This window comes from Bacillus sp. LUNF1, assembly GCF_011008975.1.
In the GTDB taxonomy this organism is placed as follows: domain Bacteria; phylum Bacillota; class Bacilli; order Bacillales; family Bacillaceae; genus Bacillus; species Bacillus velezensis.
This window is the reverse complement of record NZ_CP048876.1, coordinates 3,466,111-3,479,173: the sequence shown is the minus strand read 5'-3', so window position 1 is coordinate 3,479,173 and position 13,063 is coordinate 3,466,111. Positions and strand designations below refer to the sequence as shown.

At 43.0% G+C, this 13,063-nt stretch carries 9 protein-coding genes; 6 read left to right on the top strand and 3 right to left on the bottom strand.

Annotated features, from left to right (window positions below; translation table 11 throughout):
• The first annotated feature begins 61 nt into the window (after positions 1-61).
• On the top strand, positions 62-2,707 hold the full coding sequence (locus tag G4O42_RS17225) for an N-acetylglucosaminidase (protein WP_032876105.1): 2,646 nt from the start codon (positions 62-64) through the stop codon (positions 2,705-2,707).
• A gap of 60 nt (positions 2,708-2,767) precedes the next feature.
• Here the strand turns inward: G4O42_RS17225 and G4O42_RS17220 are convergent, their stop codons facing one another.
• Both G4O42_RS17220 and G4O42_RS17215 read right to left on the bottom strand, forming a co-directional pair.
• A complete protein-coding gene (locus tag G4O42_RS17220; protein ID WP_032876107.1) occupies positions 2,768-3,931 on the bottom strand; it encodes a CDP-glycerol--glycerophosphate glycerophosphotransferase in 1,164 nt (387 codons plus the stop codon).
• Between the two features lie 32 nt (positions 3,932-3,963).
• A complete protein-coding gene (locus G4O42_RS17215; protein ID WP_032876110.1) occupies positions 3,964-4,734 on the bottom strand; it encodes a WecB/TagA/CpsF family glycosyltransferase in 771 nt (256 codons plus the stop codon).
• Positions 4,735-5,089: 355 nt separating this feature from the next.
• Between G4O42_RS17215 and tagD the strand changes: the two genes are divergently transcribed.
• From tagD to tagH, 5 genes are all read left to right on the top strand, one after another.
• On the top strand, positions 5,090-5,479 hold the full coding sequence (tagD, locus tag G4O42_RS17210) for a glycerol-3-phosphate cytidylyltransferase (RefSeq protein WP_003151361.1): 390 nt from the start codon (positions 5,090-5,092) through the stop codon (positions 5,477-5,479).
• Between the two features lie 137 nt (positions 5,480-5,616).
• Positions 5,617-7,155, top strand: coding sequence for a glycosyltransferase family 2 protein (locus G4O42_RS17205; protein ID WP_032876112.1), 1,539 nt, complete (start codon positions 5,617-5,619; stop codon positions 7,153-7,155).
• Positions 7,156-7,204: 49 nt separating this feature from the next.
• Positions 7,205-9,379 carry a CDP-glycerol glycerophosphotransferase family protein gene (locus tag G4O42_RS17200; RefSeq protein WP_032876115.1) on the top strand — a complete coding sequence of 725 codons (2,175 nt, stop codon included), beginning with the start codon at positions 7,205-7,207 and terminating at the stop codon, positions 9,377-9,379.
• A 185-nt stretch (positions 9,380-9,564) separates the two neighbouring features.
• Positions 9,565-10,392 (top strand): ABC transporter permease, encoded by an 828-nt coding sequence (locus tag G4O42_RS17195; protein ID WP_007614137.1) that lies wholly within the window; start codon positions 9,565-9,567, stop codon positions 10,390-10,392.
• A 20-nt stretch (positions 10,393-10,412) separates the two neighbouring features.
• A complete protein-coding gene (gene tagH, locus G4O42_RS17190; protein ID WP_032876118.1) occupies positions 10,413-11,957 on the top strand; it encodes a teichoic acids export ABC transporter ATP-binding subunit TagH in 1,545 nt (514 codons plus the stop codon).
• Between the two features lie 39 nt (positions 11,958-11,996).
• Here tagH and galU read toward each other — a convergent pair whose 3' ends face one another.
• On the bottom strand, positions 11,997-12,881 hold the full coding sequence (galU, locus tag G4O42_RS17185; protein WP_003151367.1) for a UTP--glucose-1-phosphate uridylyltransferase GalU: 885 nt from the start codon (positions 12,879-12,881) through the stop codon (positions 11,997-11,999).
• Between the last annotated feature and the right edge of the window lie 182 nt (positions 12,882-13,063).

Below are 13,063 nucleotides of genomic sequence, written 5' to 3'. Positions count from 1 at the left end.
AGGCCGGCCGATAAATAAACTAGTTTGATAGAAACCAATTGAATCAGAAAGAGGAGAAGGAATGAAAAAGAGATTCGTTGCACCTATGTTATTGTCCGCCGTTTTCCTTGTCTTTTGCACCCTTACACAGCCCGCTGAGGCCGCATACAGCGACTACTCCGTTTACGAGCTGGAAACGAAGCAGCAATTTGCTTCTGAGAACGGGGCGCTTCAAGCGGCAGCGAAATTGAAAAAGGATACGGGGTGGCAGGCTGACGTAAAGAAAGCCGGAAATACGCCGCTCACTTATCAAATCTCAGCTTCAGGCTTACACGATGAAACGGATGCGAAAACCGTGCTGAAAGATTTTACGAAGCAGACGGGCGTGACCGGCACTTACAGCGCAAGCGGAAGCAAACAGCCGTACGTGACCGTCACATCAGGCGTTCTATCAGACGAGCGGCAGACGAAAAATCTTCTTGCCGAACTGACGAAAAAAACGAGCGTGACCGGCGCCGTCAAGCCGGCGGGGACAAAACAGCCGTACATGCAGGTCGTGACTGCTGAGATGGCGGCCGAAGCGGACGCAAAAGCGCTCTCGCAAGCGTTGACGAAGCAGACGGGCGTGAAAGCGTCATACCGTCAGGTCAAACGGGAAACAGCCCGGTTTCAGATCCAATCAGGAACAATCTCCGGCGATCAAAAAGCCGCTCAAATCCAAACTGATTTTCAAAAGGAAACAGGATTGCAGTCGTCGCTGAAAGTCACGGCAAAGGCCAGTCCGAATATCACCGTGACAGCCTCTGACATCTCAAACGCAAATGTTGCGGCAGGTTTAGCGAAACAGCTTCAGCAGAAAACGGGCGTCAAAGGGAACGTTCAAAAGTATGCCCAAAACAAAACAGCAACCGTGTACAACGTGCAGTCAGGATATTTTAACGGAGTAAGCGCCGTACAAAATGCTATCACCCAAATCAAGAAGAATACGGGTGTCAGCGGAAGCTATCAAAAAGCCGGCAAGAAAAATAATTATACGGTCGGGATGAGCGGACTGACGGCTAAGCAGCTGCAAAGTGTTCAAGCTTTCTTTAAAAAGAAAAAATGGCATTGCGACGCATCGCCTGTCAAAAAGACAGCAACAGTGTCCGTTTATCGGATCACGGCAGGGCAGCTTACCGCTGCACAGGCAGATCAAGCGGAGGCGTTTTTCCGCCAGCAGCATGTAAAGACGGCAAGAACAGCGGCGGGAAAAACAGCAGAAAACGAATATCAGCTGCTTTCTCAGCAGACGGCAGACCAGTCGAAGATAAAAAAAGGATTGAATCTGCTGGCGGGATATAAGCTGACTGCCAATACAAAAACGATATCCAAGCAGACGGACACAACGTACCAAGTCACAACCGAATCACTGCTTGATACGGCAAAGATCAATCGTTCGCTGGACTTTTTCAAAGGGAAAAAAGTATCCGCCTCCGCACAGAAAACAGGTGAAGCGGCGTATACACAATTCAGAATTGAAACGGCACCGCTGCTTAAAAAGGAAGACATTGACCGCGTAACTGCTTTTTTCAAGCAAAACAAAGCGGCCGGAACTGTGAAGGAGACGGGGAAAACCGGCTCTGCACAGTACGTCATCAAAACCGAAACATTCAGCAGTAAAACCGTTTTAAATAAAAGCATGAGCTTTTTCAGCGCCAAACAATTACAGGCCGGCTATACGAGTGAAAGCCATCCGGTTTATGAACTCCGCATTCGCGATCAATTCACGGGAGCGCAGTCAGCGGACGCCGCCTCCCAAAAGCTGAAAAAGCTGTACGGATGGACGATGGCTATTTTGAAAATAAAAAACGGACCGCAAATCATGAATACCAATTACAACATCTCGCTGGCAGATATGGTCAAAAAACAAATGACAGTCAGCCCGCAGACTGATGCCGCGGCTTATGCATCGCTTACGTACATCAATACGGCCTCCGGAACGGTCACAGCCGACGTCCTGAACGTCCGGTCAACCCCGGAAGTCAGCTCCGGCAATATTATCGGGCAGTTGAAAAAAGGCGATAAAGTCAGCATCACAGGCCAGACAAACGGCTGGGCCAAACTCAGCATGGGCTGGAGAAACGCCAGCAGTGACGAAGTCGGGCAGTATGTCAATCCGGCTCACTTCGCACAAGACAGCAAGTATTACTTTCAATTTCTGAAGCTCTCTCAGGCAGCCGGACTGAACGCATCGGAACTGAATCAAAAAGTGCTGGTCAATAAAGGAATACTGACAGGGAAAGGCCAGGCCTTTATTACAGCCGCCGGCAAATACAGCATCAATGAAGTGTATTTGATTTCGCATGCTTTGCTTGAAACGGGCAATGGCACGTCAGAGCTTGCGAACGGCATTATGTATAATGGTAAAAAGGTTTACAACATGTACGGCATCGGGGCTTATGACAGCAACCCGAATTACTACGGCGCACAATACGCGTATAATCAAGGGTGGTTTACTCCGGAAGCCGCGATTATCGGCGGAGCCCAATTTATCGGTGCCTCTTATATTCACAATCCTTCATACGAGCAGGATACGCTGTATAAAATGAGATGGTCTCCAGCCGCGGCCCATCAGTATGCGACAGACATCGGCTGGGCGTATAAGCAGGTAAACCGCATGTACAGCTTATACTCACTGCTGGATGACTATACGCTTTACTATGATGTTCCCGTGTATATGAAAGTATAAAAAAAGGGCTGAGTGTATGCTTCAGCCCTTTCTTCATGCAAAAAACACCCGCCGTCGGATTCAGGCAGGTGCTTCAGCACAATTTTTCATTTTTGTTTCCGCAAATTTCAATAACGCTTCACTCGAATTCCCATCTGAATACATATTCCATTTGTCCGAGAACCGCTTCATTTCTTCTGCACGAAATGGCTTTTTCGTCATTTCCTCCAGAAGGGCTTCGCTGTCATGACAAGCCTTTCCGGGAATGACGGAAGTATAATTGTCGATTAAACCGCGTTTTTGATCATATTCCTCCAGATCATATGTGAAAAAGAAAATCGGTTTATTTAAAAGCGCGAATTCAAAAGGCACGGAAGAGTAATCCGTAATTAAAATATCAGCCGCTTTCAAGAGATCATGCAGACGCATGTCAGACACGTTCTTGATCAATTCGCTTTCAAACGAAGCCGAAATATGTTGCAAAACGGCAGGATGAAGCTTTACAAGCAGCATATACTCTCCGTTTAACGCGTTTGTGAGCTGTTCTTCGGTGAATGGCAGCCGAAAGGATTGCATATCATAATCCCTGAATGTCGGTGCGTACAAGATGATTTTTTTCGGCCATTTGTGCTTCAGTTCAGGCTTGTCTTCATAATAGACGTCAGTCAGGGGGACACCCGTTTTTAACAGCTGGCCGTCCCGTATGCCGAACGACTTTTTAAAAACGTCAGCCATCGCGTCTGAGCCGACGGTGACAAAGTCAAACGAGCGGTACACTTTTTTAAAACGGCTGATGTCTGATGCCGGGCGGTTTTGATTCGTCACATCCTCAAGGCCGAACTTTTTCAAAGAGCCGTTCGCATGCCACACCTGAATGCATGTCGTTTGCGGCCGGCGGTTTAAGACGCTTGTCATGAGGAAATAGTTATCCGTTATCACCACTTTGCTCTTAAAAAGGATCAAAACAGCCTTCAAAAGATGCAGCGGATGTTTTTCGTTCAGATAAAAAGAGCCGATACCTTCCACCTCTTTTTTCAGACTGACGGCGTGTCTCGTATACACAACCGTCACTTCATAAGAAAGCGATTCAGCGTGCGCTTTGTAAGAACGGATGAGAGCCTGCGCATTCTCTTCAAAAGATACCAGCAGGGTCAAATGGTTCTTGGGCTTTACAGGCTTGAACAAAACGCCGAGAACAGACAGATATATAGAATAAAAAGCGGCGAATAAAGATCGCAAGTTCATAGATTACCAATCTCTTTTGCTGTTTTATTTGTTTAAAGCTGTTTCGTTTGATCTTCTGCCTGCTTGGAATACAGGCTTTTATTTGATTTATTATTTCTCAAAACGGTAAAAGCATACTTCGGAATGTTCAGCATCCTTTTCCATCTCCACGGATTCGTCACCAGTCTGTACAGCCATTCCAGATTCGTTTTAATCATCCATTCAGGGGCGCGTTTCACCGTTCCGCTGAACACATCAAAGCTTCCGCCCAAACCGATCGATACAGCCTGAGGGAAAAGATGTTTGTATTCATAAATAAATTGTTCCTGATGGGGATATCCTAAGGCGACAAACACGAGATCGGGTTTCGCCCGGGAAATCTGTTTGGCGACGAAGCGTTTATCCGCTTCATAACCGTTGCTGGCTCCGACAACCTCAATATTCGGATACTCTTTGCTGATCCGGTTCAAAACGGCGTCAAGCACGTCTTGTTTAGCTCCGTATAAAAATATTTTTTTAGACTGCCGGTTTGCGAGGCCGAGCAGCGCAAGAAACACATCGAATCCCGCAATTCTTGATTTCAGCGGGTGCTGCGTCAAACGTGACATTAACACGACGCCGATACCATCCGGCAGGACGAAATCCGCGGATGAAATGACTTGATGATAACCTTTGTCTTTCGCCGCAGCGTATCCGATCTCAGGATTGACCGTCGCAATGACGGCTCCTTGCTTTTGTTCGATATAATAAGTGTCTAAATATGAAATAAACTCCTGTAAATTTCCATTAACATAAGAAAGGTTGTGCACCATTTCAGTCTGCATCTGCCGTCCTCCTTTTTGTACGGGATTTTCTTTCACTTTTTCGTGACTTAGGCTAAGCTTTATTTTAACATAATACCTTCAGATAAACTTAACAATAGTTTTACAAAAATATAAATAAGATAACAATTTCTTTAATCACACGCGCAAAAACCCTGCTAAACTCCTATTGTAATAACATTTGTTAATAAGTGGATTTTAACTTCGTTTTACATTGGCTTAACCTTTTCAGGGCTATGTGATATAATGAGGTTCCATGAGTACGAAATTGGCACTTTAGTGATTAAGGATACAGCTGCGCAGCATTTCAGGGCAGTTGCTTGTTATACGTATGATGATAGAAAGGAGCTTTTGTTTCATGAAGAAGGTCATTACTTACGGTACGTTTGATTTACTGCATTGGGGTCATATTAAACTGCTTGAGCGCGCAAAGCAGCTTGGGGATTACCTTGTTGTTGCCATCTCAACAGACGAGTTCAACCTGCAAAAACAAAAAAAGGCCTACCACAGCTATGAACACAGAAAGCTGATTCTGGAAACGATCCGTTATGTCGACGAAGTCATTCCGGAAAACAGCTGGGATCAAAAAGTACGTGACGTAGCGGATCACAACATCGATGTGTTCGTAATGGGAGACGATTGGGAAGGCAAATTCGATTTCCTTAAAGATCAATGCGAAGTCATCTACCTCCCTAGAACCGAAGGCATTTCCACCACACAGATTAAAAAAGAAATTGCCGGGGTGTAATTGAAACATTCGGATATACAGATGATAAAGAAGTACTCCCTCCGGATAGGGAGTACTTCTTGTAATATAAGGTTATTTTCGCTATATTTGTTATGCGCTTTTGAAAAAAAGCTAGACAATAAGAGGAGAATTTAAAGATGAATCTTAGTAACTTTTTTAAGTTGAATAAAAAAGAGTCCAAGCCGTCCGTAGAAGAACGCGAATATACCATTTTAAACAAAGAAGCATTGGCGGAAGAGAAGAAGGTAGCGGTAGTCGTTCCTGTTTATAATGCAGAAGAATATGTAAGGAAAACAGTTGATTCAGTGATCCTTCAAAACATCGGCTTTCAGCATATTTCTTTAATTCTGGTCGATGATTGCTCTACTGATGATTCCAGAAACATCCTGACTGAGTACGCCGAATTGTATGAAAATATTACAGTCGTCTTTTTGAAAGACAACACGGGAACTCCGGCTTATCCGAGAAACTTGGGAATTGAGCTGGCAAATGCGAAGTACATTACATTTTTGGATGCAGATGATTGGTTTGCGCCGAACGGAGTTAAAATCTTATTCGACATGCTCGAAAGAGATCAGGTAAATTATGCGGTCGGAAAAACGATCGAAATGCAGGTGAACGGTCAAAAAACGATCGGGAAACATGAGTCTTCGCTGAACAGAGCGAAGGTATCGCCTTTTTCAATCCGGCATATTTTCTATCATCTCGGCCCGCGGGCAAGAATGATGAACTTACAATTTCTAAAAGATAATGATATCAGATATCCGGAAATGAAATTTGCTGAAGATAAGCAATTTTTTATGGATGTTCTTTTGGCGTGCGGAGATATTTCAACGTCAACCGAACCGGTCTATTATCTGAACAGAATGGACAATAATGAGTCGCTGACAAAGCAGACTAATATAATGGAAAAAACCGATACGAACATAGCCGTAATGAAGTATATTCTGAACAAAAAATTAGATACTGAAAAAGAGAAGATGGCGATGAACCGCCTGATCGAATTCGATTCCATTACGCGCCTTTTCGATCGGATGCACTTCCTGAAAAGCGAAAACAAAGAAGCCTACTACAATAAATTCAATGAAATTCTGAATGTGTTAAAGAAGACGAAATACGATATTTCTGAGACATTTTTTCATCCGATTCATAAAACAGCCTTCCGTCTGCTGACTCAAAAACGGTATGACGAGGTCGAAAAGCTGTTCCGCTGGTCCAAAAAAGAGCCCGATAAAAACATCGTGACGAAAGGCGGACTGGCTTATTTAGAAAGCCCGCTGACGGATGAAGAAAATAAACTGGTCGAACTTCGCATGCACGGAGAAACGGAAAGCGCGGTGTTCGCCGATCATAAATTCACCGTTACGTTCCGCTTGTTCGGACAGGACAGAAATAATGCCCATTATATTCAGTTTCAGCACAGAGATAACATGAAAGTATTCCACCAGTTTCCGGTTCAGTCACTGGGAGACGGGCGGTACGTCCTTGAAATCCCGTTAAGTGACATTGAAAAAGTCGGACTTGGCGGTTATATTATGTATGTCATTTATAACGATTATGAACGTGTCATGTTAAACAGAGAAGACGGTGAAAAGGTGACGGCAGAAGTGAACGGACTGCAATATCAATTCTACCGGACGGTGAAGGAGAACCTTTCGCTGAAAGTAACAAAATGATGATTGTGATTGGATATGTTTAATTGAAACAGAGGAGTAGACTTATTTTATGGGTATAGAAAATCCTGTCAGATACAAGTTAAAACATCTTAACATAAAGGAAGAGACATTCAGCATTACGATATCCTGTGAAAATGTCACTGCAGGGGAAGAGCCTTCTCTTCAGATTATAAATCGTAAGACAAAAGCGGAACTTTCCGTCCCTCTGAAACGGTTGGCAGGAGAAGGCGGGGAGTACCATGCTGTCATGAGCACGGATCTGCTTTCTGACCATACGGACGGCAAAGGATGTCTGGATTTCTATGTCTCCTTTATCAATGATGACAGTGATATTAGTAAAAAACGGTTAAAATCCAGCCTTGAACCTATTGAACTGTCTTCTTATAAAGATGAGGCTCATCATATGTTCTTTTTCCCTTACACGACGAAGAAAGGGAATTTCTCCTTAAAGCTGCTGCAGAAAAAGTTCGTCACGCGGATTGATGAAATGGAGCTCGAATCTGACGGCAGCTTACATCTGAAAGGTTTTGCATTCCGGCTGAATGCGGCAGAAGCCTTAAAGATAAAAGAAAAAAACCTGATTCTGAAAATGAAAAAAGGAAAAGAAGAGGAGCCTCTCATTCTGAAGTATCCGCTTCACGACGTGCCGAGACACGACCTTGATGAATATGTTCAGGACACAACGATGCTTGACACGATAGGCTTTGATACAAAAATTGATTTGAATGCCGTTTATAAAGAATTGAATCAGCAGCTAACCTTTCAATTCCATATTCAATTCATTTTTGAAGATGTCGGGACGGGTGAAGAGATTATCACCAACAGCAAACCGTTAAAGGTTCTGAAATCTGAACATGTAAACCCTAACCAATTCACGATTTTGAAAACGGAGAAAGGGCCTGCCAGATTTCACGTTTTCACGAAAAAGAAAACGAAAAATCTCCACCTGAGAATGAACGATTACAGCTTCAGCACCCGCGTGGAGTATTTTGTGAAAGGAAAGCTGAAACGGGGCGCTTCCTTTGTACGCAAGAGAAAGAATAAGCTGAAAAAGTTCATTGAGAAAAGAATACAAAACACTTATAAAGCGGGATTCAGGGTTGCGGGGAAACTGCCTGTCAAACAGAAATTTGTCATGTTTGAAAGCTTTGCCGGAAAACAGTACAGCTGCAACCCGCGGGCGATTTATGAATACATGAGCAAAGAGATGCCGGAATACCGTCTCTGCTGGAGTGTAAACCCCGCTTACTCACAGACATTTAAAGATAAAGGAATTCCTTATATCGAACGCTTTACGTTCAAATGGCTGTTCGCCATGGCAAGAGCCGAGTACTGGGTTGTCAACAGCCGTATGCCGCTGTGGATTCCGAAACCTGAGCATACGACATATGTCCAGACATGGCATGGCACGCCCTTAAAGCGCCTTGCAGTAGATATGGATGAAGTGCATATGCCGGGAACAAACACTGAAAAATACAAGCGCAACTTTACGACAGAGGCTTCAAAGTGGGATTACCTGATTTCACCGAACGCATATTCAACCGAAATATTCGCCCGGGCGTTTCAGTTTAATAAAACCATGATTGAATCGGGATATCCGCGGAATGACTTCCTTCAAACGGATAACAGCCCTTCTGTCATCAAAGCGCTGAAAGAAAAAATGAATCTTCCGCAAGATAAAAAAGTGATTATCTACGCACCGACATGGCGGGATGACCAATTTTATAAGAAGGGAAAATACAAGTTTGATCTTGATTTAGACCTTCATCAATTGAGAGAAGCGATCGGCGACCGTTATGTCATTATTTTACGAATGCATTATCTCGTGGCGGAAAACTTTGATCTCGGACCGTATGAAGGATTTGCTTATGATTTCTCCAGCTACGAAGATATCCGTGAGCTGTATATGGTCTCTGATTTACTCATAACGGACTATTCCTCTGTCTTTTTTGACTATGCAAATCTGAAAAGACCGATGCTGTTTTATGTGCCTGATATCGAAACGTACCGGGATAAACTCAGAGGGTTTTACTTTGACTTTGAAAAAGAAGCGCCCGGCCCGCTAGTCAAAGAAACAGGTGACGTTATCAAATGGGTCAATGAAACGGAATCAGATGATTATAAGCTTCCGGATTCGTTCGGGCCTTTTTACGAGAAGTTCTGTTATTTAGAAACCGGAGAATCGTCTGAAAAAGCCGTAAAAGTGATTTTCGGGGACAAGTAAATAAGTGCAAAAAAGCATAATTTAACCACGTTAATTATGCTTTTTTGCTTAAGTGACGGCATGTTGCGCTCATTGGACTCAGGCTTGTTATGAAGTGAAAAATACATCGTAATCTGTTACAATTATGAGCGGTGCTTTTGTAAGTCAAAGCTATTACCTAAAACTTACGACTAAGGAAGATTAGAATGAATGCATTGGTAAAAATTCTGAAAGAGCAATTCAACTCATTTCCGCTGATTATGCGGCTTGCAGTGTACGAAACGAAATCAAAGTATCAAGTGAACTATTTGGGTATATTGTGGCAGTTTCTCAACCCCATGATTCAAATGCTGGCATACTGGTTCGTATTTGGTCTCGGGATTCGCGGCGGACATGATATGGTGCTTGGAAATGGAGACAGCGTACCGTTCATTGTCTGGATGCTGGCCGGCTTAATTCCTTGGTTCTTTATCAGTCCGACGATACTGGATGCATCTAACAGCGTTTTTAAACGGATAAATTTAGTGTCGAAAATGAACTTTCCGATCAGTTCACTGCCTTCTGTAGTGATAGCATCGAATTTATTCAGTTATTTTGTGATGATGGGGATTTATATTATTGTGCTGCTGAGCAACGGTCTTTTTCCGACGCTGCATTGGCTGCAATATATTTATTACCTGTTTTGTATGATCAGTTTTATGTTTGCTTTCGGCCTGTTTAATTCGACTATCAGCGTATTAATCAGGGATTACCAGTTTTTGCTTCAGGCCGTCACAAGGCTGCTCTTTTTTCTTCTGCCGATTTTTTGGGATATTGCGGAGAAATTTGGAAACAGACCTGAAGTTTTGACCATCTTGAAGTTAAACCCTCTTTTCTATATTATCGAGGGCTTTAGAGACAGCTTTATGGAAGGGCAGTGGTTTTTCCACGATGTGAAATACACGCTGTATTTCTGGTTTGTCACACTGCTGTTGTTAACAGTCGGTTCACTTCTTCATATGAAATTCAGAGATAAGTTTGTTGACTTTCTTTAATATAGTAAGGAGATTATACGATGAAACTAAAAGTTTCGTTCAGAAATGTTTCAAAACAGTATTTTCTATATAAAAAACAGTCTGACAAAATTAAAGGATTGTTTTTCCCAAACAGAAATCAAAAAGGTTTTTTCGCTGTCCGAAATGTTTCTTTTGACGTCTATGAAGGGGAAACGATCGGATTCGTAGGGATCAACGGGTCGGGAAAATCAACGATGTCCAATCTGCTTGCAAAGATTATTCCGCCGACAAGCGGTGAGATTGATATGAACGGGCAGCCGTCTTTAATCGCGATTTCTGCCGGATTAAACAATCAATTAAGCGGTAAAGACAACATTCGTTTAAAATGCTTGATGATGGGTCTCAACAATCGGCAGATAGACGAGCTTTATGAAAAAATCGTTGAATTCGCGGATATCGGCGACTTTATAGATCAGCCTGTTAAAAGCTATTCAAGCGGTATGAAATCCCGTCTCGGTTTTGCCATATCGGCGCATATGGACCCTGACATCCTTATTATTGATGAGGCGCTCTCAGTAGGGGACCAGACTTTCTATCAGAAATGTGTGGACCGCATTACGGAATTTAAAGAACGCGGCAAAACGATCTTTTTCGTCAGTCATTCCATCGGACAGATTGAGAAAATGTGTGATCGGGTGGCTTGGATGCATTACGGCGAAATGCGCATGTTCGACGAAACGAAAGCTGTTGTGAAAGAATATAAAGCTTTTGTGGATTGGTTCAACAAGCTTTCAAAGAAAGAAAAAAAGAAATATCAAAACGAGCAGATTGAAGGCAGAACGCGGGCAGCCGAGGAACAGAAAATCACTCAGGCGCAGCAAAAGAAAGCGAAGCCTAAATTCATTGCCAATACGATACAGATTACGCTGCTTGCATTGCTGGCTGTCGGCGCAGGCGCTTCGATGTTTTCAGACAAGCCTCTGCGTGCGATCACATCTTTCGGTCACGTCAAACAGAGCGATGCCGGACTTTATGAGTCTGTGAATAAACCTGCTTTGGTAAAAGCTGAAAAGGCGGACCTTTATACTGAAAAAGATATAAAAGGAAAAGCCTCCGCAAGTGTAAGTTTCGGCACGAAGGTGCAGGTAGAAGCCGAAAATAACCAGGCGGCCAAAGTGAAATTAAACGATAAAGAGTACTTTATGAAAAAGACTGATCTGTATAAAGTGAATGCTTTAAAAAAGACGGATGTTCAGCTTAATGATTTCAGCGGCAGTTTATCAAGCCAAACAGCAGAAGAGTTTCTCTCATATCTCAATAAAAGCGGGGACGATGTACAGATTAAATTGAAAAATCCAGCTGCCGGACAAACGGCTGACGGACGGAACGTATTAAAAACATCCGATGCAAAAACGGAGGTAGTGATTGACAATGATACAGTCTCCGAAGTGGTTTTTCATTTATCGCGTCCTGCAGACATCTCAGCTTTAAGTGAAAAAGGCGGCAGCAAAATCAATCAGAATTTGCTCATGCTTAAAAACCAGGAATATACTTTTTCTGTGAACAATGCTGATCAAACACTGACGGTAACGTCTAAAAAGTAAAGATCACATAAAAAAAGCTGCCGGATTCGGCAGCTTTTTCTATTCGTCAGCTTCTTCTTTTTCAAGAAGATCCTTCATGAACGGAATTAATTTATGGCGGATATCCTGATCCTGTAAGGCGAATTCAAGTGTCGTCTCGATAAATCCGAGTTTTTCACCGACATCGTAACGTTTTCCTTCGAAATCATAAGCGAAGACACGCTGAATGTCATTGAGCTTTTGGATGGCGTCCGTTAATTGAATTTCTCCTCCTGCACCGACTTCCTGCTGTTCCAGGTACATGAAAATTTCAGGAGTGAAAACGTATCTTCCTAAAATAGCCAAGTTGGAAGGAGCTGTGCCCGGTTCAGGCTTCTCTACAAAATTTTTGACCTGGTAACGGCGGCCTTCATTTGTTAACGGATCGATAATTCCGTAGCGGTGTGTGTCGCTTTCAGGAACTTGCTGAACACCGATGATTGAAGACAATGTTTTTTCGTATTCATCCATCAGCTGACGAAGTCCCGGTTTTTCAGCCTGGACAATATCATCGCCGAGAAGAACGGCGAAAGGTTCATCGCCGATGAAGTTGCGTGCGCACCAAACGGCATGACCGAGTCCTTTTGGCTCTTTTTGGCGAATATAGTGGATATCCGCAATATTTGACGATTTTTTCACTTTTTGAAGAAGTTCAATTTTCCCTTTTTCTTCTAAATTGCGTTCCAGTTCAGGGGCATTGTCGAAATGGTCTTCTATTGCTCTTTTTCCTTTTCCGGTTACGATAATAATATCTTCGATGCCGGATTCGACAGCTTCTTCGATAATATACTGAATTGTCGGCTTATCAACGATTGGAAGCATTTCTTTAGGCATTGCTTTTGTGGCCGGCAAAAAACGAGTGCCTAAACCTGCTGCCGGAATAATGGCTTTGCGTACTTTCTTCACTGAATAACACCATCCTTGTTTCTGCAAAATCTTTTTTTCAGAACTATAACCTAGTCTTTTTCCACTTTACCACAATTGATTAAAATTCACACCTTTTAATCCGCTTTCAAAGAGTCTTGTAACGGTTTTTGCTTTGTTTGCCATTAAGCTTTACAATATCTAAGAAACGGCATAAATATGTT